19 protein-coding genes are annotated in these 25,990 nt (G+C 63.1%); 13 read left to right on the forward strand and 6 right to left on the reverse strand.

The annotated features are described in order from the left end of the window. Positions 1-24 precede the first annotated feature (24 nt). Positions 25-588 carry a bactofilin family protein gene (locus AC1D1J_RS18745; RefSeq protein WP_477687084.1) on the reverse strand — a complete coding sequence of 188 codons (564 nt, stop codon included), beginning with the start codon at positions 586-588 and terminating at the stop codon, positions 25-27. Positions 589-1,025: 437 nt separating this feature from the next. Between AC1D1J_RS18745 and AC1D1J_RS18750 the strand changes: the two genes are divergently transcribed. The 3 genes from AC1D1J_RS18750 to fusA all read left to right on the forward strand — a co-directional run bounded on the left by AC1D1J_RS18750 (position 1,026) and on the right by fusA (position 4,460). Next, positions 1,026-1,481 (forward strand): methylated-DNA--[protein]-cysteine S-methyltransferase, encoded by a 456-nt coding sequence (locus tag AC1D1J_RS18750; RefSeq protein WP_477695529.1) that lies wholly within the window; start codon positions 1,026-1,028, stop codon positions 1,479-1,481. Positions 1,482-1,521: 40 nt separating this feature from the next. After that, positions 1,522-2,244 (forward strand): glutathione S-transferase family protein, encoded by a 723-nt coding sequence (locus AC1D1J_RS18755; protein WP_477695530.1) that lies wholly within the window; start codon positions 1,522-1,524, stop codon positions 2,242-2,244. Between the two features lie 110 nt (positions 2,245-2,354). Then, complete coding sequence (gene fusA / locus AC1D1J_RS18760; protein WP_477695531.1) at positions 2,355-4,460, forward strand: elongation factor G; 2,106 nt, start codon at positions 2,355-2,357, stop codon at positions 4,458-4,460. 207 nt (positions 4,461-4,667) lie between these two features. Here the strand turns inward: fusA and AC1D1J_RS18765 are convergent, their stop codons facing one another. The 5 genes from AC1D1J_RS18765 to AC1D1J_RS18785 all read right to left on the reverse strand — a co-directional run bounded on the left by AC1D1J_RS18765 (position 4,668) and on the right by AC1D1J_RS18785 (position 18,996). Continuing rightward, positions 4,668-7,352, reverse strand: coding sequence for a hypothetical protein (locus tag AC1D1J_RS18765; protein ID WP_477695532.1), 2,685 nt, complete (start codon positions 7,350-7,352; stop codon positions 4,668-4,670). 71 nt (positions 7,353-7,423) lie between these two features. Beyond that, positions 7,424-13,462: an SdrD B-like domain-containing protein gene (locus AC1D1J_RS18770; protein WP_477695533.1), complete on the reverse strand. Its 6,039-nt coding sequence runs from the start codon at positions 13,460-13,462 to the stop codon at positions 7,424-7,426. Positions 13,463-13,578: 116 nt separating this feature from the next. Next, complete coding sequence (locus AC1D1J_RS18775) at positions 13,579-16,221, reverse strand: beta strand repeat-containing protein (RefSeq protein ID WP_477687078.1); 2,643 nt, start codon at positions 16,219-16,221, stop codon at positions 13,579-13,581. A 118-nt stretch (positions 16,222-16,339) separates the two neighbouring features. Next, positions 16,340-16,840 (reverse strand): hypothetical protein, encoded by a 501-nt coding sequence (locus AC1D1J_RS18780; protein ID WP_477695534.1) that lies wholly within the window; start codon positions 16,838-16,840, stop codon positions 16,340-16,342. A gap of 665 nt (positions 16,841-17,505) precedes the next feature. Next, positions 17,506-18,996, reverse strand: coding sequence for an aminotransferase-like domain-containing protein (locus tag AC1D1J_RS18785; RefSeq protein ID WP_477687076.1), 1,491 nt, complete (start codon positions 18,994-18,996; stop codon positions 17,506-17,508). Positions 18,997-19,117: 121 nt separating this feature from the next. Between AC1D1J_RS18785 and AC1D1J_RS18790 the strand changes: the two genes are divergently transcribed. The 10 genes from AC1D1J_RS18790 (at position 19,118) to AC1D1J_RS18835 (ending at position 25,986) form a co-directional block, all read left to right on the forward strand. Continuing rightward, positions 19,118-19,729, forward strand: a complete 612-nt coding sequence (locus tag AC1D1J_RS18790) for a LysE family translocator (protein WP_477695535.1) — start codon at positions 19,118-19,120, stop codon at positions 19,727-19,729. Next, positions 19,726-20,682: a DMT family transporter gene (locus AC1D1J_RS18795; protein WP_477695536.1), complete on the forward strand. Its 957-nt coding sequence runs from the start codon at positions 19,726-19,728 to the stop codon at positions 20,680-20,682. Before AC1D1J_RS18790 ends, AC1D1J_RS18795 begins: the two co-directional genes overlap by 4 nt. Further along, positions 20,682-21,014 (forward strand): antibiotic biosynthesis monooxygenase family protein, encoded by a 333-nt coding sequence (locus tag AC1D1J_RS18800; RefSeq protein ID WP_477687073.1) that lies wholly within the window; start codon positions 20,682-20,684, stop codon positions 21,012-21,014. The genes AC1D1J_RS18795 and AC1D1J_RS18800 overlap by 1 nt, the downstream gene beginning before the upstream one ends. Before the next feature lie 69 nt (positions 21,015-21,083). Next, the gene (locus tag AC1D1J_RS18805) at positions 21,084-21,545 is read left to right on the forward strand and encodes a RidA family protein (RefSeq protein ID WP_477695537.1); all 462 of its coding nucleotides are present in this window, start codon (positions 21,084-21,086) and stop codon (positions 21,543-21,545) included. Between the two features lie 5 nt (positions 21,546-21,550). After that, positions 21,551-21,880 (forward strand): DHCW motif cupin fold protein, encoded by a 330-nt coding sequence (locus AC1D1J_RS18810; protein ID WP_477687071.1) that lies wholly within the window; start codon positions 21,551-21,553, stop codon positions 21,878-21,880. Between the two features lie 78 nt (positions 21,881-21,958). After that, positions 21,959-22,606: a DJ-1/PfpI family protein gene (locus AC1D1J_RS18815; protein WP_477695538.1), complete on the forward strand. Its 648-nt coding sequence runs from the start codon at positions 21,959-21,961 to the stop codon at positions 22,604-22,606. A 19-nt stretch (positions 22,607-22,625) separates the two neighbouring features. Next, positions 22,626-23,087: a DUF6196 family protein gene (locus AC1D1J_RS18820; RefSeq protein ID WP_477695539.1), complete on the forward strand. Its 462-nt coding sequence runs from the start codon at positions 22,626-22,628 to the stop codon at positions 23,085-23,087. Positions 23,088-23,201: 114 nt separating this feature from the next. Then, on the forward strand, positions 23,202-24,395 hold the full coding sequence (locus AC1D1J_RS18825; protein ID WP_477695540.1) for an aminotransferase-like domain-containing protein: 1,194 nt from the start codon (positions 23,202-23,204) through the stop codon (positions 24,393-24,395). A 20-nt stretch (positions 24,396-24,415) separates the two neighbouring features. Continuing rightward, on the forward strand, positions 24,416-25,036 hold the full coding sequence (locus AC1D1J_RS18830) for a glutathione S-transferase family protein (protein WP_477695541.1): 621 nt from the start codon (positions 24,416-24,418) through the stop codon (positions 25,034-25,036). 35 nt (positions 25,037-25,071) lie between these two features. After that, positions 25,072-25,986 (forward strand): PhzF family phenazine biosynthesis protein, encoded by a 915-nt coding sequence (locus AC1D1J_RS18835; RefSeq protein WP_477687066.1) that lies wholly within the window; start codon positions 25,072-25,074, stop codon positions 25,984-25,986. Positions 25,987-25,990 lie beyond the last annotated feature (4 nt).

Genomic DNA, 25,990 nt, shown 5'->3' on the forward strand with positions numbered 1-25,990 from the left:
CGCCCTGTTGTTGCTTTAAGTCTCCTACACCGCCTGCAAACCTGGTTTGACCACGCTCGCCGGCTTGGCCGCAGCCAGCGCACCGAACAGGATTTCGCCTGAGAGCTGGCCGCCCTCTTCAATCACCAGCTTGCCGTAGCGGATGATGCCCGTGACTTTCCCGGTCGAGTAAATCACCAGTTTCTGCCGCACTGTAAGGTTGCCGTTGAATTCCCCACGGATTTCCGCCACGTCGATTTCTGCGGAGCCCTTGAACGCCCCCTGCTCGGCAATCTGGATCACACGCGAATCCATGGTGGCCTCCACCAGGCCTTCGACCACCAGCGTATCGCAGTCCGTGATCTCCACGCCTTTGAGTTTGATGTTGGGGCCGACCGTCAACTTGCTGCCGCCTTCTTTTCCCGTGCTCGCAGGCGCTTCATTGACCGCCTTGGCGGTGTTTTGCTGGTTCACATTTGAGGACGATGCACCCGACTGCAGCGCGCCGGAAGCACTGGACGTGCCCGTGGTCCCATAACCATTTCCCGGGCCATGACGCAAGCCCGTTGGTGTCTCGTTTTCTCGCTTGCCAAAGAACGGTGTTGCCATTGTGAGTTCCTTCAAAAAGAACGCATGGTACGTCTGCAGAAAATTAAAAGCTTCAGTGGTGTGCAAGATAGGTAACGAAATTAATTCTTACATTCACCAGTTTGCATTGACGATGCGGCAAGAACAACAGACCTTACGCGCGCCTACGTCTGGCCAGCAACACATGAGGAAACTCCATCCAATTGGCGCTGGAGATTCGCTCACTTCGTTTCGGTACATGCGATGGATTTTTTTGCTGCCGTCGCAGCGCCGATCTTCCAATGTCGAAACGCCTCAAACCCCAGATACCGGTCGCGTGTAGCATGTCGGACACCATGGCCGCTGACAGTGAACTTCACGCCTTCGCACTTTTTGGCACTGCCGTTGGGCAGTGCGCGCTGGTGTGGAATGCACACGGGATTTCAGCCGTGCGGCTGCCCGAAACATCGGAGAGTCGCATGCTGTCCCGTTTGCACAGGGAGTTTGCGCAGCTGGCTCCTGCCGCGCCGCCGCGCGGCATGCAATTGGCCATAGATGCCATGACAGCCCTGCTGGCGGGTGAGGCCCGTGACTTGCGCTTTTGCACACTGGATCTGCGTCACGTCCCCTCTTTCAACCGACGGGTGTACGCGATTGCGCAGGAGATTCTTCCAGGCAAGACCCGCACGTACGGCGACATCGCCACCGAGCTTGGTGAACCCGGCTCGGCGCGTGCCGTGGGTCAGGCGCTGGGGCACAACCCGTTTCCCATCATCGTGCCCTGTCACCGCGTTCTGGCGGCTGGCGCGCAGTCGGGCGGCTTTTCCGCACCTGGTGGTGTCTCGACCAAGCTGCGCATGCTACTGATTGAAGGCGCCGAGATCGGCGGCGCACCCGGCCTGTTTGACCGAGAGCCGCCGCCCTCCACGTCATAGTCATTGAACAAACGCCCATCACCACGAAACTCACCCACCCATGCCACACACTCCTACAGAAAAAACGCCCGCGATTCGTCTCTATTCAGCCCGCCTCAGCATGTTCGGCGCCAAGGTGCAGATCGCCGCGTTTGAAAAAGGCATACCGCTGGATATCGTCATGGTGCCCTTCACGCAGACCGAGGGCTACTCGCCCAAGCACCCGGAGGTAGTGCGCATCAATCCCAAAAAGCAGGTACCTGTACTGATCCATGGCGACCTGGAGCTGTTCGACTCGACGCAGATCCTGGAGTACCTGGAAGACCTGCAGCCCGAGCCTGCGCTGTGGCCCGTCAGCATTGCCGCCCGTGCGCGAGCCCGGCAGATGGAACATATGTCGGACGAGGTTTACTTTCCCCATATCATCCGGCTCATGGGCTTGCAGCACGACCTGAACGACCCGCAAGCCGTCACTGCGATTGCCGGCGCGCAGGACTTCTACACACGGCTTGAGAAGCTCCTCGCTGGCCGGGAGTTCATGATGGAAACCTTCTCGTTCGCCGACATCGCGCTGTATATGGCGATGGTGTTTGGCGAACGCCAGGGCGCGCCCCTCACACCGGCTACGCCGCTGCTGCTGGCATGGCGCGACAGGATGAGTGCGCGGCCTTCGGTACAGAGCACGGTGATCCCCATGGCGAAATACCTGCTGTCCGACGGCAGGCCTTTGCCTGCCTTTATGGCGCAAATGCTGCTGCGGGCTGACGGCAGGGCCCACACCTGACGTGGGTGCTCGGGGAAAACCGAGCAAAAACCGGCGCTTTGGCGCAAACTGGCGAGCCCGGCCACGCCACAACTCCAACACGCGCTGGCCGGCACAAAAAGGAGTTCGTCATGCCCCGCCACACCCCTATCGAGCGTTATCGCAACATCGGCATCAGTGCGCACATTGATGCCGGCAAAACCACTACGACCGAGCGCATCCTGTTTTACACCGGTGTGAACTACAAGATCGGCGAAGTCCATGAAGGTACGGCCACCATGGACTGGATGGAGCAGGAGCAGGAGCGCGGCATCACCATCACCTCGGCAGCGACCACTGCCTTCTGGAAAGGCATGGCCGGCAACTACCCCGAGCACCGCATCAACATCATCGACACTCCCGGCCACGTGGACTTCACCATCGAGGTGGAGCGCTCCATGCGTGTGCTCGACGGCGCGGTGATGGTATATGACGCCGTGGGCGGCGTGCAGCCGCAGTCAGAAACCGTCTGGCGCCAGGCCAACAAATACAAGGTGCCGCGCCTGGCATTCGTCAACAAGATGGACCGCGTGGGCGCGGACTTTTTCCGCGTGCAGCGCCAGATCAGCGAGCGCCTGAAGGGCGTGGCTGTCCCGGTGCAGATTCCGGTCGGCGCCGAGGACCACTTCCAGGGCGTGGTCGACCTCGTCAAGATGAAAGCCATCATCTGGGACGACACCAGCCAGGGCCTGCATTTCGAGTACGGTGAGATCCCGGCAGACCTGGTGGAGACCGCTAACGAGTGGCGCACCAAAATGATCGAGGCGGCCGCCGAAGCCAACGACGAGCTGCTCAACAAATACCTGGCAGGCGAGCCGCTGACCGAAGACGAGATCAAGCAGGGCCTGCGCCAGCGCACGGTCGCCAACGAGATCGTGCCCATGCTGTGCGGCAGCGCCTTCAAGAACAAGGGCGTGCAGGCGATGCTGGACGCGGTGATCGACTACCTGCCTTCGCCTGTAGACGTGCCTGCCATACTGGGCCATACCGAAGACGACGGTGAGGCCGAGCGCCATCCGAAAGACGACGAGCCCTTCTCCGCGCTGGCCTTCAAGATCATGACTGACCCCTATGTCGGTCAACTGATTTTCTTTCGCGTTTACTCGGGCGTGGTCAAGGCCGGCGACACGGTCTACAACCCCGTCAAGGGCAAGCGCGAGCGCCTGGGCCGCATCCTGCAAATGCACGCCAATGAACGCAACGAGGTCAAGGAGGTGTACGCCGGCGACATCGCCGCCGCCGTGGGCCTGAAAGAGGCGACCACCGGCGACACGCTATGCGACCCGGCCCACGTCATCATTCTGGAGAAGATGGTGTTCCCTGAACCCGTCATCTCACAAGCCGTGGAGCCGAAGACCCAGGCCGACCAGGAAAAGATGGGAATCGCGTTGCACCGCCTGGCGCAGGAGGACCCGTCATTTCGCGTGCACACCGACGAGGAGTCGGGCCAAACCATCATCTCGGGCATGGGCGAGTTGCACCTGGAAATTCTGGTCGACCGCATGAAGCGCGAGTTCAGCGTCGAGGCCAATGTGGGCAAGCCGCAGGTGGCCTACCGTGAAACGATCCGGCAGGCGGTGAACGATGTCGAAGGCAAGTTCATCAAGCAGTCGGGCGGGCGCGGGCAGTACGGCCACGCAGTGATCAACCTGGAGCCGCAGCCTTCTGGCAAGGGCTATGAGTTCGTCGACGCCATCAAGGGCGGCGTGATCCCGCGCGAATACATTCCGGCCGTGAACAAAGGCATTGTCGAAACGCTCAAGGCCGGCGTGCTGGCGGGCTACCCGGTGGTCGATGTGAAAGCCACGCTGGTGTTCGGCTCCTACCATGACGTCGACTCCAACGAAAACGCTTTCCGCATGGCCGGCTCCCTGGCTTTCAAGGAAGCCATGCGCCGCGCCAAGCCGGTGCTGCTGGAGCCCGTGATGGCGGTCGAGGTCGAAATGCCCGAGGACTTCATGGGCAACGTGATGGGCGACCTCTCATCACGCCGCGGCATGGTGCAGGGCATGGAAGACATCGCGGGCGGCGGCGGCAAGCTGGTACGCGCGGAAGTGCCACTGTCGGAGATGTTCGGCTATTCCACCACCTTGCGCTCGCTCACGCAGGGCCGTGCGACCTACACCATGGAGTTCAAGCGCTATGCCGAAACAACCGCGGATGTATCGGCTGCCATCATGCGCGGCAAGAGTGCCTGACCGGAATGCCCGGTCACAGCCCAAAGCCGCCTGACAAGCGTGTCCGATCAGCGGGAATATTGATGAAGAATCCGGCTCCGGGGCCAATAAGGACGGGCGCAAGCAGCTATTAATTTGATAGCTGCTTGCGCCCGTCCTTATTGGCCGGAACGAGAAGACCATCAACCAATTGTCCCAGGGCAGCAGCCTTCTTCCTCATCAACAAGCTTACTGGTCGACCTTGACGCGATAAGTGACAACGATCTGGGCCCCGGAGGCCAGCGAACCGGTAAAAGTCCACTTCAGCGCGCCCTGCGCGTTCACGGCCGGTTGCGTGGTCACAACGCAGCCCGTAATACCCGTCGGCAGCACGCCCGGGCAGGCGGTTGAGACGAAGCCGGTGAACGCCGGTGTCGAGTCGCTCACAAACAGCGTGGACAGCGCCTGCGTGCCGTTGTTGGTGGCCGTCAGCGTGTACTGAAGGGTGTCGCCAGGGCTGGCGTTCACGCTGGTGGCCGCTGCAATGGCCTGGGTGACGTTGCTCACCAGCTTGGCCAGCGACAGGTCGCCAGCCTGGCCGACGGTGGTGATATCGGTGACAAGCAGGGTGCTGACGCTGAGCGCCGGGCTGGCATTGGTGTAGCTGAAAGCGGCGCTCAGGGTTACGCTGTTCTGCGCCCCCTGCCCGGCGCCTGCGGGTACGAACTGCTTGACGATGAGGCAGACGGTCTGCCCGGCGGTGACGGTGAGAGCTGTGGTGACCTGCGCCTCGCTGGCCTCCAGCGCCGCGTTGCAATTGCTGTCCTGATACAGCACCTGGCTCCACGCAGGGCTGGCCGGCGTGGCGGTGTTGGCCATCGAGAAGGTGACTTGCCCGCCGGTGCCGGCGGTGTAGGTGTGGGCGTAAAACACGACCGTGCCGGGCTGGGCGGTTTGTGCGCCGTTGGGACCCAAGGTGTTGGGTGCCACCATGCCGAAACTGATGCCGGTCCGGGTCAGGCCGGAGCCGGCGGTGTAGCTCACGCTGGGGCGGGTGTAAGTGCCGCCCGTGGTGCCCGCCGAGCCGCCGGTGGCGGTATAGCCGGACGGCAGCACGGGCGTGAGGACCACGGTACCGCTGGTGGCACCGGGAATCCACAGAATGAAGCTGCCATCGCTGGCCGTGGGTTCGGTGTCCACCGTCGTCGCACCCTGCATGGCATTGACGGTAATGCCGGCCAGGCCGGGCTCCGTCCCGGCCTTCACGCCGTTGTTGGCGGTGCCGCCGCCCGCGCCGTTGTCGGCGAACACGTTGCCGCTCAGCGTGCTGCCGTTGTACAGGCCGAAATTCTGCGGTGGGGGCGGCGCGCCCACGATGCTGAACTGAATCACGCCGGTGGGGTTCTGCGTACCGATCAAGCCGGCCGGATACGCAGCCGCGATGTCGCTCAGGGTGTTATTGCCATCCACGATCAGGCAATAGTTGCCCTGCTGTATGTTGGTGAAGCTGTAAGCGCCGGTGGTCAGGTTGACCGAGGCAGCCACGGTGGCCGGCCCCGTGCAGGTGCCGCCCGTGCGTGGCGCAAGCTTGACCCACAGTGCGCTGGCTCCGCCTATGCCGGCCTCGCCTGCGTCCAGATTGCTGTTGTGGTTGGGGTCGCTGTAAACGTTGCCGCCGAAACCCAGGGCCACTGCGCTGACCACGGGCGCAGCACAGCCGGCGCTCGGCGTGTTGGCAGCCGTGCAAGTGGTCGGGGTCGGTGGGCTGGTGCCGCCGGCCGGGTCTACGGCGGTGTAGTTGGTGACCGTGATGTTGCTCGTCGGTCTTGCCGTGATCTGCAGCGTCGAGGTGCCGCCGCTGGCTGTGATGGTGCCAACGAAATTGCAGGTCACCAGCGTGCCGCCGGCATTGGCCGCGGTCGAGCAGGTCCAGCCGGTGCCGCTGCTGCTGACGTAGGTCATGTTGACAGGGAGCTGGTCCACCACCCGCGCGACAAAGGCCGGTGTCGTGGTGGTGGTCGCCACAGTGAGGGTGTAGACACTGTTGATGCCCACCTGCAACGCAGGGCTGGGCTGCGACTTGGTGACGGTCAGCGTGGGGTAGATGGGCGTGATGGTCACGGAGCCGTCGCCACCGGGATTGCCGGTACCCGGCGCTGTGCCGGTGACGGAAGCGCCGCCCGCGCCGCCCGCCGAGGCGCTCGCGGTGAAGGCTGAAATCAGCACCGTGTCGCGGCAGGAGCCGCCTCCCGTGGCCTGGCGGGTGGCGTTGGCACCGCTGCTGTCCACCAGTTCCGCGCCACCCACACCGGCCGCACAACCGCCGCCACCACCGCCGCCGCCGGAACCGTCGCCGATACGCGTCGTGCCGGCGGTGCCGGCCCCGCCTTGCAAGGTGCCGATCGTTATCGCTGCCGGCAGGCCGGCGCGGCCCGGCACGTCGAGCGCGCCGCCCTGCCCGCCGCCACCGCCGCCGGCGATGATCAGCCTGGCATTGGCGGCCGTGGCCACCACGCTGGCGGCACCGCCGCCGGCACCGCCGCCGGACCAGCCGCTGCAGCCGGCCTGGCCACCGGAGCCGCCGGCCCAGCCCGGAGCACCGCCCGCAAGGCCGCCCGCGCCCGCCGCGTTGGCGCAGGTAAAAGCACCTTGCGATGTGTTGCCGGGCCGGCCACCCTGTCCGACGGCCACATTGAGCACGGTGCCGGGAGCGATGTAGTAAGTGCCGGTGGCCCGTGCACCCGCGGCGCCGGCGCCGCCGTCGCCGTTCAAGTCATTGCCGCCGCTGCCGCCGCCAGCGCCGTTGGCCTGGATGATCACGCCGCCAGCACCCGCCGGCACGGTATAGGTTTGCAACGCGCCTGTGTAGTTAAAGGTCGTCTGCGCCATTGCCCACGGCGCAGCCACCAGCATGATGACGGCGGCCCATGCCATGCGGCCCGCCGTGCACGACTGCGGACGCAAGTCACGGGCAAAAGAGGAAACGCCTGGACGCTGAAAGAACATCATGATTTGGGACCCGCCGTGTTGGAAGGTGAGGCAGTGGCCGTGCCAGCCGGTTCGAACACATTCTCGTCAAACTTGAAGCGTACACGCAGGTAGACACCGCGCTGGGTGTAGGCTTCGCCCGCCAGGTCAGCGGCCCTGAAACCCTTGATGTTGTAGCCCAGTGACACCCACATGTTTTTCCACGCCAGGTAGCCGACTTCCACGCCCACCGCGGTCTCCGCAGCACCGTTACCCCACATGCGGTAGGCCTGCAGGCTGACGTCCCAGCGCTCGGTAAGGTCCCAGGTGGAGCGGCCGCCGATCAACTGTGTAAAGGAGCGGCTGCTAATGCCGTTGGACTTGTCGCGGCCCCATTTGGCGGCATAGCGTGCGCTCGTCACCCAGCTGCGGCTGGGCTGGATATTGAGGTGGGTGGAAAGAATCAGCCCGGACTCATCGCGGCTGACACCCGGGCCCAGGGTGCTGTCCGAGTCCTTTTTGTATTCGATACGCCCCAGCGCATTCCACACGTCAGTGCTCACCGGGCGATAGGCCACGCCGGACTGGGCTGTAATCAATTCACGCTTGCCGCCCGTGGCGCCGAGGTTGGTCAGCTCGCTGTAGAGGCCGCGATTGAGCAGGGTCCAGCTTTCGTCCAGCTTGTTGGCCAGCGCGCCCGTCAGCAGCCAGCTGCTCGAAGTGGCCGATGTCTGCCACTGCACCTGGCCGGACGCTTTCCAGGTGGCCGCGGCCGTGTAGTCGGCTCCGATGGTAACGGCGCTGGAGTCGTCGATAGTCACACCCGACAACGGCTTGATACGCTGCAAGCTGGCTGTCAGGCCGACGCCGTTGTCCAGGCGCCAGAGCCTGCGCAGGCCAACGGCTGCTTCACTGCTGCGGCCGTTGATGCTGTCACCCATGCGGTATTCATTGAACAGCTGCGTGCTGTCCGGCAGTTCTGTGTTGAGGCCGGCAACGGTGGTGTATTGCGAAGTCGACGCATTGAGCGTGTAAATGCTCTTGAGGCTATTGATGAAGTCGTGGCGCGCATACAGGCGCGTTGTGGAATTGATGGCATAGTTGCCGCCGACGCCGACCTCCCGGCCGCCGCTGCCGTCGATCGCGTATTCGGCCAGGCCGTAGACGTCGGCTTGGGGCACATCCGGAACCGGCACCGTCACCTTGACCCGCGCCGTGGTGTAACCCACCTCCTCGGACGAGCCTGAAGCCAGCGCCGTGGCGGAAGGCGTCACCGGAACGCTACTGCCAGGCAAGGCCGGACCGGAAAGCGCAGCGGCGGTGTTGGCGCTGCTATAGCGCACGCCAACTTCCACCTTCACATTTCCGGGCAGGCTGTGTTCGAGCTTCAGGTCCGCGCCGGTTTGTGCCGCGCCTGTCACGCTGTTGGCAGTGCGCAGCGCTTCAGCGACAAGCCTGTTCTTGTCATCCACTGCATAACCGATTTTTGCGCCGTATTCAGACTGGCCGGCCGACTGCACGCTGTTGGGGTTGTAAAAACCCGCACTGGTGCGCGCACCCCAGACACGCGCCTGCAGCGCCTGGTCGTCATGGCGGACTTCCACGCGCTGGCCTGAGCCGTTGCCCTGCAGGTCTGTACTGCTGCGGGCGATTTCGCCGGTGGCCACGGTCTTTTCGCCCAGCTTCGCCGTTACGTTCAGTCCGCTGAGATTCTGGCGATTGGCGGGGTCGGTGTCCTGCACCGCCGTCGCGCCGAGCGATATACCCGGAAGGACTTCCAGGCGCGCATCGGCGCCGGCGACCGTATGTTTGGGGCCGCCCGAGTCCACCGAATAGCTAACCCGCACGAAGATCGGATTCAGGTCGGCGTCCACGCTCGGAACCGGGGTCTTGAGCAGGAGCTGACCGCTGAAAGGTTCGATTTCGTAGTCGGTGAACTGCGCCAGCGGTGTGTCATTGACGATGACCGACGCCTGGCTGCGGCTGCGCGTGAGAATGTCGACCTGCTGGCTATTGACCACACCGTTGATGTTGAGCCGGAACGGCCCGGAAGTGCCATTGGCGCGGAATTCCTGCACCAGCTGCGTCGTCGCCGTGCGGCTTGCAAAGCCTTCCACGGTCACTGCGCCTTCCTGGTAACGGCCCTTGACACCGTTCAGGGCGCGCGCGTATTGCGTGAGCTGACGTGCGGCGTTGTCGCTCTGGGTTGAATAGTCGCCCAGCAGTGCGTAGTTGGTGCCGTTTTGCAGCATCACGTAGAGCTTGCCGGTGGACTGGGCGTCAAAGCCACGCGCCGACGAATCGCCATACACCGGGTAAAACTGGTTGGGCTGGATATCGCGGAACAGCGCCGTATTGGAAGGCTTGTCGGAATCGTAGGCCAGCGTCAGCAGTGAAGAACCGAGCACCTTGCCTTTGAGGAACAGCGCAGTCCGCGCAGCCGCTTCGCCCTTGCCGCCCGCAAAGCTGCGCGACGTGCTCCGGATCTGCCGTTCAAAAACATCGCCGCTCTGCGCAGGTTGCAATGCGGAAGGATTGAGGCTGCGCAGGTTGAGGGTGCCCTCCACAATACCGGCCGCAATCATGGGCCGCAGGTTGGGCATGAACTCGATGGCCGCCACAGACTTGACGGTGCCACTGGCAATACCAAGCTCCGCCTTTCCGGGCTGGGCTGGTGGCAACAGCAAAAAGCGGCCCTCACCACCTTCAACAAAGACCTGCGTGCCGGGCTGGCGTGCATCCAGGTCGGGAGTCTGCCACTGGCCAAGGCTTGCCTGCAGCGTCACCTGGGTACGCACAACCACCGGCAGCCCTTGCGCATCGCGCAGGGAGATGGTGACGGGAACGGCAGTCGCGCCGTCAGCAATCAGCTGTTTCGGCGCATCGATTTCGATTCTTGCCAAAGTTCCCGGAGCCAGAACCGTGACTTGTGCGGTTCCACGCGCATTGCCAAAACCGTCAACAGCGCGCACGCCCAGCGTGTTGCGGCCGGGGCGGAGGTCAACACCGATGTATTCCCAGGCGACGACGCGGTTCTTCTCAAGACTGCTCTTCTTGCCTACCTGCGTGGCGGGTACCAGTTGCCCATTGAGGGTGACTTCCAACGTGGCGCCTAGCGGGCCTTTCACCCGGACGCGGGTCTGGGCTGAAGGCAACACCTGCTCGTTGACCAGCCCGACAAAACCCGTTTCACCATTGAGCTCCGGCAGGAGATCTTCCAGTGGAACGACTGCCTGTAGTGATTCGGCAGCGGAAACCGCGGAAGGTGGCACAGACTCCGACGCGACCTCCAAAGGCGTGTAAATAGGTTTGGGCAACCCCTGGGCGTTAGGCGCGTATGGTCCGCCCGGATCGCCCACTGCGCCCAGGGTGCCCGGCAGCGGTGCCACCGAACCTGCGGGAGTATTGTTTTTCTGTGCTCCGGGCAGACCGAGCACGCCACTGGAGGGAAGCGTCCGGCTGTCCACCGAGGCTGCACGGCTGGACTGCAGCAACTGGCCTGCAGCCTGGGCGATCTCCGACGGATTGCCCAAGGCCTTTCGGCGAAGCGCGATCTGCTCCTGAATGGCAGGCGTGCATTCGGCGATGGCAAAGTCGGCCTTGTGGAGTTCGCCATTGATCAAGTCCACAAAACGGCTGGCTGCATCCAGGGCATTCCGGTTGTTGAGCACCTGGAGCGAAGCACCTGCAGGCAATGTGATGCTGTCGATCTTGGCGATATGGGTGCGTGGCTCGAGGCCGTAGAAACTGTATTTGCCTTCCTCGTCCGTCACGGCATAGGTGCCGTCTTCCAGATAAATCCGAACGCCCGGAATACCCGGTTCGCCAGCGTCCTGCACACCATTACGGCTGCAATCGGCAAACACCTTGCCGATCACATAGGCCTTGTTGGAAAACACACCACCAACGACCTGGACGCGAACGCTGGACCGGTTGGACCGCACCACTCCGCTGGCGGCCTGCGCCGTATTGATACCGTCGCCGCCCTGGCTGCCCACGCCGACGCGCACACGGTAGGTCAGCGTCGGCTGTGAGCCGGAGGCAATGGCACCCACCGCAAACTGAAGGCTGGGACCCGCACCGCCTGAAGGGTCTGCAAGGGGCACGCCGTTGAGCCGTGCCGTGCCGCGCACATAGGCAAAGCCGGCTGGCAGGCTGTCGCTGACCACAACACCGGGGAGCGCCCCCGCACTGACGTTATTGAGCTTGATCGAATAGTCGACAAAGTCCCCGATTTCTGCTGTCTTCTTGTTGGCTGTTTTCTGGATAAACAGGCCACCCGCATTCGCACCAGGATCCAGGGGTACGTCGAAATGCACAGGCGCACCCGCCACGACGAAATTGCCTCCGTAAGAGCCCGGTGTATCGATCAGCCGACCCGCAGGCTGTACCCCGGCAGGAAGCAGCGATGGAAAGGTGAAGCCCGCCGGTTGGGTGATTACCAGCCGGTATGTGCTGTTGGCCACCAGCGGAAATTCATAAAACCCGTCGGCAGCTGTCACGACAACGCTGGGAGCCGGCGTTACCCCATCTATCTGGAACACGACGGCTGGCCCACCGGGAACCCCGCCATTGCCGGCACCGGTGACGTCGATCAGCGCTACCGTGGCGCCGGCAACAGGCTGGTTGGTGGATGAGTTGAACACGATGCCGGAAGGATCCACCAGCAGCGTGGTCGTCGCCGAGACGGTGATGCCGCCGCAGGAGGAAATCGTGGCCGTCACCGTGTCGTTTCGCAGCACTTCCAGTATGCCGTCGCCGGAAGCCACGATGTGCGTCGCCGCATTGGCTGTGGGAACGTTCGGCATGATGCGGAAGATGCCGGTGTTGGGGCCGGTTTCCACAGCCGTAAAGGTCTCTGAATCTCCCGTAAGCCGGCTCACCAGCGTGATCGGCACCGTACCCACTGTCGTGGAGTCAGCGTTGCACACAGCGGCATTGGCCTGCACAAACAGTGGATGGCCCGGCGTACCGAGGGCAGTCCGGTTGGCATAAGAAGCGTTGCTGTAGAAAAGGATGTCTGCCGCGTATGCCGGCAACGGCAGCACCACCATATTGCTGGTGGTGGTCAACGGTGCAGCGGCATCAGTCCAGTCCGCATAGGCCGTGCCCGACACATTGCCAGACGCGTTGGCGTTCACGCTGACATTAAATGTTCCCTGGAACAATCCGCCCTGAGGCAACGCGGCAATGCCCCAGGCAACGGCGTCCACCGTGGCACCACCGGGTATTGCCGTGACATAGCTGTTGGTCGCTCCGCCCAGCAGGTGATACAGCGTCTGGGCACCGGGACTGGTAGACGGCAGGGCCGAGACAAAGGCCGTGTTGACCGGCACCGGGGCGCGCAGGATGAAAAGCGCCACCGGTGCGCCATTGACAAGCACATTCGCCGGGCTGGCCGCCATGTTTCCGTTGTTGATGGCCCTTGCGGTAAAGCTGAGAGCACCACCCTGAGTAGCGGTGGCCGACGAGGCTGAATAGCTGACCTGGATTGCCGCACCATTGGTGAGATTGATCGTATCGGTGTTGGTCGCGCTGGCCCCCTGGACCTGGCTCAACGCACTCAGGGTAATCTGGGCCGTCTGGCCAGGCGTCGCGCCCGGCGGGATCTGACCCGTGATCAGCAATCCGGCATTGGCGCCAACGGCAACCATCACGGGACTTCCGGCAGGAACCACGGGTTCACCCGCATCCACCAGACCGTTGCCATTGACGTCCAGCACCACCTGGACATTGAGCGGTGTGAAGGCGCTGCCGCCGGAAACGCTGGCCGTGATCAGGTAGTTCGTCGTGCTGTTGCCGGTGTTGGCAAGGTTATGGTTGATCGTGAATGACGAACCTACGCCGATCAACAGGTTCTGGCTGGATGCCAGCGTGAGCGCCTCAAGCGTCGCCACCGTGGTGTTCACGGTGTTGGAGTTGAGGTGAACCGTCAGACCCGTCGCCGCGTCCACAAAAGTCGCCGTCGCCGTGTTGCTGATCACCGTCCCCGCCGGGGTCGGCGCTGCCTGTGCTGCTGCCCAGAAGAGCAGCAACATGCAGGAGATCAGCAGCTTGCGCAGCGGGCGAGGAAGCATGGTTGATGGGCTTGTTGTTCGGTTTTCGACAGGGCGTCGCTTTCCAAAGGGCACGCGGCCGTGCCCTTTGAAAAGCGGGGAAGCTTTCGCTTCCCGCGCTTGAGGTCAGTCCCGGGTTAGGGGTTGATGCGTACACCGAAAGTCACGACAGCCGACTGACCAGGGGTCAGGGTGCCGATCGTCGCGGTGACGGTGCCCGCTGCGCCTGCGGAAGGGCCGGTCACGGTACCTACCGTGCTTGCCGCAGCGCTGCTCAGGGTGGTGTAACTAGGTGTCGCGTCGGACACCACAACGGAGGTCGCGTTCGCGGATCCGACGTTGGTTACGGTGATCTGGTACAGCACGCACTGGTTGGGACGGGCGCTCAGGGTAGCTGCCGCGTAGACCGTGCCACCGTTGGCGCCAGCGCAAGCCGTGTCCAGGGATTGCGCCTTGGTCAGCGTCAGGTTGCCGGCGATCACGGTCGTACTGTCAACCGCAGTAGCCACGGCAGGAACCGTCGTCGCGTAGCTGCCATTGGTGGTCGTGACCGTGATGGTCGTGGCGTCCACTGCACCGGGGGTTGCGCCGCTAGGAGCGATCACCTTGTTGAACACCGTGATCGATGCACCGGGAGCCAGACCCGCAGGCAGGACGCCCGCGGCATGCAGCGTGCTGCTGATCTGAGGGTCGGTCGCGTCGAGTACGCCGTTGGCGTTGGCATCGTAGTACAGCGCGGAAGTCCAGCCGGCCTGGTTGTCGGCGCCGGCCAGGGTCAGCGTACTGACCGTGCCGTTGCCTTCCAGCACGTTGCCGGTATTGGTCAAGGTGTGGCTGTAGACGTAGGAGCCGCCTGGGTAGGTCTGGCCGGCGCCATTGGGCGTCAGCGTGACCGAGCGCACGGCGCTCACGATCACCGCGTCATGCAGCGTGTCTGAAGCGTTCGACGTGGGCGACAGCGTGCGGAAATACAGCTGCGTGGTGCCTGCCGCAAAGCCGGCCGGCACACCCACCACCGCGCAGACGACTACGTTGCCGCCGGCGGCCACGGAGCCGGTGTTGGTGATGGTCGCGCCGGTGGTCGAGCAGTTGCCAACGCCGCCGTCGGCGCGGAAGCTGACCGTCCAGCCAGCGGGCAGCGTCACACTGGCGAAGGTGTTCACCGTGCTGGCGCCCAGGTTGTAGCTGTCCGGCGACGGGCCGGTGTTGTTGGCCACGATGGTGAAGACCGTCGAAGCGCCCGGGTTCAGCGTGTTGGTGACCTGCGCGGCACCTTCACCGTTGGCAAACACACCCACGCCGGGCACACCCACGGCGGTCGGCAGATTGTTGGTCGCATCAACTGCCGCGGCAGTCACGGCGGTCAACTGGTCGTTGGTGGTGGCCGTCTTGGTCGGGTCAAACACCGAGGTGGCCGTCTTGGTAATGATGAAAGGCGCACCGGTGTTGGTCGCGTTCGGCGGCAGCGTGGCCTTGAGGATCACGTTGTAGGTGGCGCCTGCGGCCAGCGGGCCGGTGTCAACCGTGCCGTCGCTATTCGTATCGACCAACGGCGTGACGCCGTCGCTCTTGTACAGCTGGAAGGTCGTGCCGGCCGGGAAGTTGCCCGTGCTCAGCGTCATGTTGAAGGTGTCGGAGCCGTTGCCGGTATTGGTCACCGTGTTGGTGAAGCTTACCGTCGAGCCGGGCGCGGCCGGGCCAGGCACCGTGGTGCCGGTCAGCGTCACGGCGGCGGTCTGCAGCACCGTGAACGGCACCGTATTGGAGCCGCCCGTTACCGTGGTAGCGCCGTTGTTGTAGGACGTCGTGGCGGTGTTGTTCAGCACACCGGGTGCAGTTCCCCCGGCCACGGTCACGCCGAAGCTGATGGTGCCAGATTGGCCAGCCGTTACCTGGTTGAGCGTGACCAGCAGGGTCTTGGTGCCCAGGGTGTAGCCCGAAGTCAGGGTGTTGGGTGCAGAACCACTGGAGGCACCAGAGTCGCTCAGCGCCGTGGCGCCCGTCACGCTCCAGCGTGCAGAGCCCGCGGTATAGGTCAGGCCTGCCGGCAGAACGTCGGTGATCGCCACGGCGGTGGCCGTGCTGTTACCGGTGTTCGTGTAGGTCAGGGTGTAGGTGATGGCCGTGCCGGCGGAGCCGCTGGATACGCTGGCCGACTTGGTCAGCGTGACGACTGCGTTGGTCGTGGCCGTGGTCACGTCGGTGTTCGACTGGGTTTTCGTCGGGTCAAATACGCTGGTGCCGGTCACCGTGATGGTGTTGGTCTGTGCCGCCGTAGCCGTGCCCGGCAAGGTGGCGACCACGATGTACTTGAAGAGGCCGCCTGCGGCCAGTGCGCCCGTCGAAGTGATCGCCGGGCCCGTTGGTGTGCCGCTGCCGTTGTCGGCAAAAATCTGGACGCTGGCCATCGAGAAGCCACCGGTATTGCTGGTGGTCAGGTTGAACGTGTCCGTGCCGTTACCCGTGTTGGTCAGGGTGTGCGGGTAGTACACCACGCTGCCGGGTGTCGCGTTCTGCGCGCCGTTGGCCGCCAGGGTCAAGCTCGCAATCTGCTGCACCGTGGTCTGCACCACGTTCGACGTGACCGTGCGCGTAATGCCGGAGGCATCCGAGTACGTGGCCGAGGCCTGGTTGCTGATGGACGTGCCCGCGGGCGGCGGCGCGGCATGGGCCGCCAGGCCGGCCAGAGCCAGCGCAAGCGCGACAAACAATCCCACAATCCAGTGGGTGAAGAAGTGCTGCAACCCTAAAGGCTGCGGACTCGAAGGATTGGCATACATGGCTTTTTCTCCTGGCTACTTAACAACGGTGAATCAACAAACAATTAACGGGGAACGGAAAGGCGAAATGCGCCGCCCGCATGGCGGGAGGCGCAGCTGCGAGGGAAGCTGGCCGTCATCACGGTTTCGCAGTCGGTGCGGCTGCAGGTGAATCGATGCGCACACGCAGACTGACCACGGTGCTGGCGCCTGCGGCCAAGGTGCCGGTTTCCCAGCGCAAGGCGCGATAGTCAGCCAGGGGAACGGGCTCTTTGCGCACGCTGCCGTCGGCCTGCTTGACCATGCGCGTCAGCGGCATGGGTGCAAAGATGCTTCCGTCCGTTGAGGCCAGAGCCTGTGCAGGTTCGGCACTTGCCGCGATAAAGGTGGTGCCCGGAGGCACCGGTATGGTTGCCAGAAGCTTGCCGGCTGCAGCGGCGCTGGTATTGCGGTAAGTTGCGCTGTACTGCAGGACATCCCCCGGTTTGCCATCGCCGGCAGGCTTGAGCACGGGCTTGCCGCCCACCATCTCCACGCGCTGCGCCAGGAGCTGGGAAGACACCGGCGAGGCTTGGGCCAGCACGGCCTGGCCAAACACCAGCCCGACGGCAAAAATACAAAGTTTCAGGGCAGATTTCATGGGTAAAGTCCTTTCGTGACTCTCGGCAAATGGCTGGCTCGGAGGCAGATCCATGTAGGGCCGGCAACATATGCGCATCGATATGTGTTTGAGACGTAACTTTATGTTACTTATCAACTTTTAGAGCCTCGATTACTTCACACAGATGCAATAGATGTGAATAAAAACAAAAATTTCGTGAGAAAAATCGCATAAATGTCCGTATTTAGTTGAATTTCAACCTTTAATCATAGTAATTAAAACAGAAAGTTACATCTTAAAACATTGAAAATCTCCCCGAAGCCTCGAAAAAATTAATGAAAATTAACTAAAACCGGGTCTGTAGCCGATCAATTAGAGTTAATTCGTAACCAACGGAAACGACTATCAGATTAGCGGTCAAGCCGAGTGTCATTTTGGAAAGGGGATGGGTAGCCGGGCAGCGCCAATGGGAAGCCGGAGGATGAGGAAAACAAGGAGAAAAGGGAGTGAAGAGCAACTCCCCAGGCGCAACAAGCCAGGTGAACTCCAACGCGGAGCATGGCGGGGGGAAGACATAACCGCGTAGTCGCGGCCGCTCCCGGCGGGCAGCGTGGCGAAGACAAGCGGCCCGAACCCGGCGCCAAGCTCGCTTCTTCGTGGGCGGCCCTGCGCTGCCAGGGCAAGCCGCGAAAGAAGGAGGAAAGTTACCTCACGGCATCACGCAAGCGCGCAAACACCTTCCAAAACGCAGCCTCCTGCGTGGTTGCAAAGTTGATGCGCATCAATGTGCTGGGTTTGCGCGCCGCGTGAAACAAGCCGCCAGGCGCAATCAGGTAGCCCTCGTCCAGCATGCGCTGGGACAACGCATCGGTATCGACGCCCGTGTCGACCCAGCCGAACAGGCCGGCGGGCTCCGCAGCAAATGTGCAGCCGTGAGCCAGGGCCAATTTGACGCTGCGTGCACGCGCGCCGTCAAGCCGGGTGCGAATACGCTCGGCATGCCGGCGTAACTGCCCCTGATCTATGCACCAGGCCAGCGCCTTCTCCAGCAGGGCTGGCGTGGTTAGCGTGGCCAGCAGTTTGGTGTCCAGCAGGCGCTCGATGAGGTCGGGGGGTGCGGCCATGAAGCCGACGCGCCAGCCGGGTGCCAGAATCTTGGCGAAGCCGCTGACATAAATCGTGCGCTGCAGCCCATCGAGGGCGCATAGCCGCGTGGCATGCTCAGGCGCCAGGTGGCTGTAGGTGTCGTCTTCAACAATGTGGAAGTTGTGTTGCATCGCCAACTGCAGCACGCGGTGGGCGCTGCCGGGCGTGAGGCAGTAGCCCGTCGGGTTGTGGAATACGCTGACACTGACAAACAGCTTGGGCTGGTGGATTTCGCAGTATTGGGCCATCACCGCCAGGTCCGGGCCGTCGGCGCGGCGCGGTACCGGCAGGATGCGCATGCCTAAAGCGTCCAGCCGGGCGAACTCCACCGCCCAGCCGGGCTCCTCCACCATCACACAGTCCCCGGCACGCAGCAGCGTGCGGCTGACAATGTCGAGCGCATGGGTGGCGCCGACGGTGGTGATGATCTGCTCGGGCGCGGCGTGCACATTGAGCGCGCTGAGCTTTTGCGAAAGCGCACGGCGCAGGCCGCTGTCGCCCATGGGTTCGCCGTACTGCAGCGAAAAGTCCCGCAGCGCGCTGACGCTGGTGACTTTGCGGACGGCGGCCGGCATGAAGGTGGTTTCGAGCCAGTCTGGTGGAAACACGCCCATGCCGGGTTGCGGCTTGTTGCTGACCTTGTGGAACATACCGCGGATCAGCGCCGTCGCATCCACCGGCGCCTGGCGCGTGGCCATCCAGGTCGCAGTGCTCCAGGCGCCCAGGGGGGCGTGGCCCGCGGTCGTACCAGTTTTTGCATCTGCTATATTTTTTATAGCTGCCGGCGCTTTGGGAGCCTGCCCCAGCACCGCATTAAGCGAAGTATCACGGACAAAAAAACCGCGGTTCTTGCGCGCCACCACCAGGCCTTGCGCCAGCAACTGGTCGTAGGCCGCCACCACGGTGGAGGCACTCACACCCTGCTGCTCGGCACACAGACGCACAGAAGGCAAGCGCGCACCGGGAGCCAACAGGCGGCTACGGATGCGCTCGGCAAAGCGCGCCGACAGCTGTTCGGTCAGGGACTGAGAAGCGGTTTTCATCAACATGGTGTGGCCTTGGCACGCCCTGCAGGCGGCATGTGTGCTGACAATTTGGCCAATACAGTTTGGGAATTTGTACCAACAACTGTACTGGTGGTGTATTGCTTTCAACTATAAAGTTGAAAACATGAACTGGCAAGAATTTACGGCCTTACTGGTGCTGGCAACGGCGATGAGCTTTTCGCCGGGACCCAACACGACGCTGTCAACCGCACTGGGAGCCAACCATGGGTTGAAACGCGCACTGCCTTTTGTCTGCGCGGTGCCGGTCGGCTGGGGCGTGCTGCTGCTGGTGTGTGCCCTGGGGCTGGGCGCACTGGTTCTCGCCGTGCCCTTGCTGAGCTGGGCCGTGAAGATCATCGGCGTGGCGTACCTGCTGTGGCTGGCCTGGAAGATTTCGCAGTCGCGCCAGTTGAGCGAGGCGGACGCGGCGCGCCTGAACGTCACTTTCTGGCAAGGCGCCGCACTGCAGTTTGTCAACATCAAGGCGTGGATGCTGGCGCTGGCCATCGTCAGCGGCTGGATTGCCGGCCGCGAGGCCCCGGCCGCGCGGCTGGCCATCGTATTGCCTGTGATGCTGGCGTACGCTTTTGTCAGCAACCTCACTTACGCGCTCGCAGGGTCATTACTGCGCGAGTGGCTGACCGGCCCTTCCGGCAGCGGACGACGGCTCCGGTGGTTCAACCGCGCCATGGCGCTGGTACTCGTGGCCACCGCCATCTGGATGCTTTTTATATGAAGTCCACATCTGCCGACACAAACAAAGGGCTATGGCTCGGCTTGCTGGGCATCGTGATTTTTGCCGTCACGCTGCCCATGACACGCCTGGCCGTGGGCACGCCGGATGCACCGCAGATGTCCGGCGTTTTCATCGCGCTCGGGCGGGCCACGGTGGCGGCCGTGTTGTCGGCGGCGTTTTTGCTGGCCACCCGCGCGCCGCTGCCGCAGCGAAAGGACTGGCTGCCGCTGGCCATCACCGCAGGCGGCGTGGTGTTTGGTTTTCCGCTCTTCACCTCGATTGCCATGCGTTACGTGGAAGCCGTGCATGCAAGCGTCATCCTCGGCGTGCTGCCCCTGGCCACCGCGGCGGTGGGCGCGCTGCTGCACCGCCAGCGTCCGTCTGCCGGCTTCTGGCTGTGCGCAGCGCTGGGCAGCGCGCTGGTGGTTTTGTTTGCCATGCTGCGTTCAAACAGCGCGGGCGGCATGTCCATCCATTTTGCTGACCTTTTGTTGCTGGCCGCCTGTTTGTGCGCGGCCGTCGGTTACGGCTACGGTGCGCGGCTGTCCCAGCACATGCGGGCCGAGCACGTGATCTGCTGGGCCTTGGTGCTCTCGCTGCCTCTGACCTTGCCGCTGTCTCTTCTCAGTTGGCCCGAGGCACCCCTCAAGGTCAGCGCCTGGGCCGGCTTTGCCTACGTGGCGGTGTTCTCGGCCTGGTTGGGATTTTTCGCCTGGTACCGCGGCCTGGCGCTGGGTGGCACGGTGCGTGTCAGCCAGGTGCAGTTGGTGCAGCCGTTCTTATCCATGCTGTTTTCCGTGCCGCTGCTTGGCGAGCACCTGGACGCGGTCACCGTTGGCTTTGGGCTGGCCGTGATTGCCACCGTTTTCATCGGTAAAAAAATGCCGGTGCAGTCAGGCACCCGCGTGCAAGCCGCCAAATCGGGCCCTTTGCTCAACACCAGAAAGTTGTGATGTACTCAGCCGCCTTTATCTTTGAACCCGGCACCTACGACGAACGGTTCCACACGCTGGACGCGTTGATCGAAGAAGCCGCCCACGCCACGCCGGGCTACCTGGGCTCGGAGTCCTGGCGCTCGCCGGACGGCGTGCTGACCAATGCCACTTACTTCTGGGAAACAGAAGAATCGCTGCGCGTTTTTTCAGCACATCCCAAGCACCTGGAAGCCAAACGCCAGTACACCCAGTGGTACAAAGGTTTTCACATCGTCATCTCCCAGGTGTTGCGTTCTTACGGTGACGGCACCATTGCGCACATCACACCCAACCAGCGGAAGCGGGCATGAAGCGGGCTTGAGGCAGCCCGCCGCTTTTGCACTGTTTTCCAGGATATCCCCTACAACAAGGAGCCATCGATGACCCCCGAACAACGCCTGCAGCAACTCGGCCTGATCCTGCCGCCCGTCGTGACCCCTCGCGGTAACTTCGATGCCTGGGTGCTCGACGGCTCCATGCTGTACCTGTCGGGCAAAGGCTCGCCGCTGAGGCAGGACCTGGCTGTGGTCCCCAAGGTCGGGCGCGAGGTCAACGCGGAGGAAGCCCGCAACCATGCCCATGAAGTCGGGCTGAACCTGATTGCGACCATGAAGGCCGCCCTGGGTGAGCTTTCGCGCGTGCGCCGTGTGGTCAAGCTGCTGGGCATGGTCAACGCAACGCCCGACTTCATGGGCCATACCGAAGTCATCAACGGTTGTTCTGATTTGCTGGTACAGGTATTCGGCGAGGCCGGCCGCCATGCGCGCTCGGCGGTCGGCGTGGGCTCACTGCCGCGCGGCTTTGCGGTGGAAATCGAAGCCATCGTGTCGGTCACGGAGTAAGCAGCATGCAAATGAACGAAATTCCCTTCGGCACCACCGACTGGTCCAACGTGGAGCGCACCGAACATTCCGCCCTGGAAGGCAAGGCCTTCTGGCGCACTCGCAAGTTTGGCGACGTGCGCGTGCGTATGGTGGAGTACACGCCCGGCTATGTTTCCGACCACTGGTGCAGCAAAGGCCACATCCTGCTTTGCCTGGAAGGCGAGTTGCATACGGAACTGGACAACGGCAGTGTGCACGTGCTGTTGCCCGGCATGAGCTACCAGGTGGCAGACGGCGCCGAAGCCCACCGGTCGACCTCGCCTTCGGGTGCCAAACTGTTTATCGTGGACTGACCCAGCACAAGCCACCGCCACACCGCCAACTTTTTCTGTCAGTGAAATAGTTCTCCAGCCCACACCAGGAAAGCTTTCATGCACATCGCCATCCTTACCTTCGACGGATTCAACGAACTGGATTCCTTGATTGCCTACGGAATGCTGAGCCGCATTTCGCTGCGGGGTGATGCTGACTGGAGGGTCAGCATTGCCAGTCCTACCGATCGGGTGACGTCCATGAACGGCCTCACCATCGATGCGCACATCGGCCTGAAGGAAGCCAACCAGGCCGATGCCGTATTAATCGGCAGCGGAATGAAAACGCGTGAGGTTGCCAACGACGCCTCCATCCTCGGCCGGCTGCAGCTTGATCCGGAAAGGCAACTCATCGCAGCGCAGTGTTCCGGAACATTTTTGCTCGCCAAGCTGGGGCTTGTCGGCCAAATGCCGGCGTGCACGGACTTGACCAGCAAGCCCTGGGTTCAGGCAGCCGGGGTGAGCATTCTGAACCAGGCCTTCTTTGCGAAGGGCAATCTGGCAACCGCGGGCGGCTGCATGTCCGCGCAATACATTTCCGCATGGCTGATTGCCCGGCTGAAGGGCATTGACGAAGCCCGTGAGGTGCTGCACTACTTTGCCCCGGTCGGTGAAAAGGAAGAATACGTCGCACGGGGACTTGCGCACCTGAAAGCGAATATGCAGGAGCAGCAAATGATGCCGGAGACCTCCGGCGCGTCGTCGTGACGACAGCGGGACCAAGCTGATGGACGTGACGCCGGAAACACCCGAACAAACACGCAAACGGCTTTTGCGCGTGATGGCGCACGCGCGCGTGGATATGCTGCCGGGCGACTACACCTTCGCCGAATTTCCTCTGACGCAGTTTCCCGTACATCTGGTGGCAAACCCTGCCAGCGAAGCGCTCGCTTTGGTACGTGACCATGCAGTCTGGAGCGCTCTGCTGCCCGCATCTGCATCAGCAAAAGCCGAGGACCGCTACGCCGTGGTGTGCCTGCATTTCGCGCGTGATATTCCCAACAGCGGCTTTGTAGGCTGGCTCGCCAGCGAGTTCAAGCAGCAGCTGGGAACGGGGGTGTTTGTCGTCTGCGGGCACCATGCGGCCGACGGCGGCGTCTTTGATTACTGGGGAATTCCAGGAAGCGTGGCGCCGCAGGCCGTGAGCCTGATTCATGCCATGCAGGCGCGAGGGAGAGGTGCAGAATGAACGCATTGATTCATCCTGCCGCCGGCTGCCGTCGGAAGCGCATTTAGCTAAATGCCTTGCAGAAGGTTTTTGTGAACAGGCTTGTCTTTGACAGCCCATCAGGAGGAGAGTGAAATGGAATGGACCCAAGCGCAGCGCGCCAAAAAAATGAACCCCTCGGTGATCCGCGAGATCCTCAAGGTCACCGAGAAGCCCGGCATCATCAGCTTTGCCGGTGGCCTGCCCTCGCCCAAGACCTTTCCGGTCGCCGCCTTTCGCGAAGCCTGTGACAAGGTGCTGCGCGAAGACGGCCATGCGGCGCTGCAGTATGCGGCCAGCGAAGGCTATGCGCCGCTGCGCGAGATGGTGGCCGCAGTGCTGCCCTGGGAAGTCGACCCGGCGCAGGTGCTGATCACCACCGGCTCGCAACAGGGCCTGGATTTAATCGCCAAGATACTGATCGACGCCGGCAGCCGCGTGCTGGTGGAAACACCCACCTACCTGGGTGCGCTGCAAGCCTTCACACCGATGGAGCCCGAAATCGTCGGCGTGGCCAGCGATGACGAAGGCGTGGACATCACTGACCTGGCCAGCAAAGCCGCCGGCGCGCGTTTCTTCTACGTGCTGCCCAATTTCCAGAACCCGACCGGTCGCACCATGAGCGAGGCGAGGCGCGCCGCGCTGAGCGCCGAAGCCGCACGCCTGGGCCTGCCCATCGTTGAGGACAACCCTTACGGCGACCTGTGGTTTGACACCCCACCACCGCTGCCGCTCACCGCGCGCAACCCCGAAGGCTGCGTCTACATGGGCTCGTTCTCAAAAATTCTGGCCCCCGGCTTGCGCCTGGGTTTCATGGTTGCGCCCAAGTCGCTCTACCCCAAGCTGTTGCAGGCCAAGCAGGCCGCCGACCTGCACACGCCAGGCTTCAACCAGCGCATGGTGGTCGAGACCATGAAAGACAATTTCCTGGACCGCCACGTGCCCACCATACGCGCGCTCTACAAATCGCAGCGCGACGCGATGCTGGCCGCGATGAAGCAGGGCATGCCCGAAGGTGTGAGCTGGAACACACCGGCCGGCGGCATGTTTTTGTGGGTGCGCCTGCCTGAAGGCATGAACGCCATCGACCTGCTGCCCAAGGCCGTGGAACGCAACGTGGCCTTTGTGCCCGGCTGGGCCTTCTACGCCGACCATGCCGACGCCCGCACGCTGCGCCTCTCGTTCGTCACGTCCAGCGTCGAGCAGATCAACATCGGCATCGCCGCGCTGGCTGCGGCCATACGCGAGCAACTACCTGCCGGCGTGCCTCAACTGCGCGCGGCAGCATGATGAACGCGAAAGGGGCTGACATGCTTCATCTTTGGGGGCGCATCAGCTCCATCAACGTGCGAAAAGTCGTGTGGGCCGCGCAGGAGCTGGGCCTCACGATGCAGCGAACCGACGCCGGGGGCCAGTTCGGTATCGTCAAGGAGGCCGATTACCGGCGCAAGAACCCGAATGCGCTGGTGCCGCTGATGGAAGACGGTGAGGAGCTCATCTGGGAATCCAACGTCATCGTGCGCTACCTGTGCGCCAAGCACTCGCCAGGCAATTTTTATCCCACAGCGCTGCCGCAACGCTTTGCAGCCGAGCAATGGATGGACTGGCAGCAGACCACCTTCAACCCGGCCGGACGCACGGCTTTCGTGCAATGGATCCGCACGCCTGCGGAGCAGCGCAATACAGAACTGATTGCGCAGTCCGTAGCCGCCACCGAAGCGCTGCTAACACTGCTCGACGCACATCTGGCTGACCATGCGTTCATGGGCGGCGACCAGTTCAGCATGGCCGACATCCCGCTGGGCTGCGAAATGCACCGGTGGTTCGGCTTGCCGCAGCCGCGGCCCATTCGGCCCCACCTGGACCGCTGGTACCAAAACCTCCTGGCACGGCCCGCCACGCGCGGCGTGCTGGACCTGCCTTTGTCATAAATCTTCAAACCTACCCTGGAAAACCGAGAAACCCCATGAAGCAGCGCGCATTCAAGCAAGTCGACGTGTTCACACCCACCCCTTACTTCGGCAACCCCCTGGCCGTGGTGATGGACGGCAGCGGCCTGGATGACGCCGCAATGCAGCGCTTTGCCAAGTGGACCAACCTCTCGGAAACCACTTTCCTGTTGCCACCCACAGACGCCACGGCTGATTACAGCGTACGCATCTTCACGCCCGGCGGCGAACTGCCTTTTGCCGGCCACCCCACGCTGGGCAGTTGCCACAGCTGGCTGGAAGCCGGTGGGCAACCGCACAGCAAAGACTTTATCGTGCAGGAGTGCAAAGCAGGCCTGGTGAAGATTCGCCGCGAGACGGGCACAAGGCGCCTCGCATTTGCCGCGCCGGCCCTGAAGCGCTCTGCCCCCAGCCCCGCGTTGCTGGCGCAGGTAGCCGGCGCGCTGGGATTAAAAGCGACAAGCATCCTCGCCGCCCAGTGCCTGGACAACGGCCCGATGTGGCTGGGCTTGCTGCTAGACAGCCCGGAGACCGTGCTGCAACTGGCGCCCGATCACAAGGCGCTGGCCAAGCTGGGCACCAAAGTCGGCGTGGTGGCGCGCTACCCACGTGAGGAAACCGCGCCGCTGATTGCACGCGCCAACCGCGAAGCCAAGGCGTTCGCAGCCTCCGCACCTGAAACGACCCCTGATTTCGAAGTTCGGGCATTCGCCTCTCCCATCGGTGTCGACGAAGACCCCGTCACCGGCAGCCTCAATGCCAGCCTGGCCCAGTGGCTGATTGCCGAAGGCCACGCGCCCGAGCGCTATACCGCCTCGCAAGGTGTCTACCTGGGCCGCGCCGGTCAGGTGCATATCGAGCGCGATGCGGCTGGCCAGGTCTGGGTGGGCGGCGAATCGGTCACCTGCATCGACGGAAGCGTGACGATCTAAAGGC

The sequence above is a fragment of the Polaromonas sp. P1_F8 genome, from assembly GCF_056405635.1.

Coding starts and splice junctions, on each gene's coding strand:
- AC1D1J_RS18755 (WP_477695530.1), top strand. CDS start 1,522: ATGCCACACACTCCTACAGAAAAAACGCCCGCGATTCGTCTCTATTCA.
- AC1D1J_RS18800 (WP_477687073.1), top strand. CDS start 20,682: ATGTACTCAGCCGCCTTTATCTTTGAACCCGGCACCTACGACGAACGG.
- AC1D1J_RS18815 (WP_477695538.1), top strand. CDS start 21,959: ATGCACATCGCCATCCTTACCTTCGACGGATTCAACGAACTGGATTCC.
- AC1D1J_RS18750 (WP_477695529.1), top strand. CDS start 1,026: ATGCTGTCCCGTTTGCACAGGGAGTTTGCGCAGCTGGCTCCTGCCGCG.
- AC1D1J_RS18805 (WP_477695537.1), top strand. CDS start 21,084: ATGACCCCCGAACAACGCCTGCAGCAACTCGGCCTGATCCTGCCGCCC.
- AC1D1J_RS18775 (WP_477687078.1), bottom strand. CDS start 16,221: ATGTATGCCAATCCTTCGAGTCCGCAGCCTTTAGGGTTGCAGCACTTC.
- AC1D1J_RS18830 (WP_477695541.1), top strand. CDS start 24,416: ATGCTTCATCTTTGGGGGCGCATCAGCTCCATCAACGTGCGAAAAGTC.
- AC1D1J_RS18825 (WP_477695540.1), top strand. CDS start 23,202: ATGGAATGGACCCAAGCGCAGCGCGCCAAAAAAATGAACCCCTCGGTG.
- AC1D1J_RS18810 (WP_477687071.1), top strand. CDS start 21,551: ATGCAAATGAACGAAATTCCCTTCGGCACCACCGACTGGTCCAACGTG.
- AC1D1J_RS18745 (WP_477687084.1), bottom strand. CDS start 588: ATGGCAACACCGTTCTTTGGCAAGCGAGAAAACGAGACACCAACGGGC.
- fusA (WP_477695531.1), top strand. CDS start 2,355: ATGCCCCGCCACACCCCTATCGAGCGTTATCGCAACATCGGCATCAGT.
- AC1D1J_RS18765 (WP_477695532.1), bottom strand. CDS start 7,352: ATGGCATGGGCCGCCGTCATCATGCTGGTGGCTGCGCCGTGGGCAATG.
- AC1D1J_RS18795 (WP_477695536.1), top strand. CDS start 19,726: ATGAAGTCCACATCTGCCGACACAAACAAAGGGCTATGGCTCGGCTTG.
- AC1D1J_RS18820 (WP_477695539.1), top strand. CDS start 22,626: ATGGACGTGACGCCGGAAACACCCGAACAAACACGCAAACGGCTTTTG.
- AC1D1J_RS18780 (WP_477695534.1), bottom strand. CDS start 16,840: ATGAAATCTGCCCTGAAACTTTGTATTTTTGCCGTCGGGCTGGTGTTT.
- AC1D1J_RS18790 (WP_477695535.1), top strand. CDS start 19,118: ATGAACTGGCAAGAATTTACGGCCTTACTGGTGCTGGCAACGGCGATG.
- AC1D1J_RS18770 (WP_477695533.1), bottom strand. CDS start 13,462: ATGCTTCCTCGCCCGCTGCGCAAGCTGCTGATCTCCTGCATGTTGCTG.
- AC1D1J_RS18835 (WP_477687066.1), top strand. CDS start 25,072: ATGAAGCAGCGCGCATTCAAGCAAGTCGACGTGTTCACACCCACCCCT.
- AC1D1J_RS18785 (WP_477687076.1), bottom strand. CDS start 18,996: ATGTTGATGAAAACCGCTTCTCAGTCCCTGACCGAACAGCTGTCGGCG.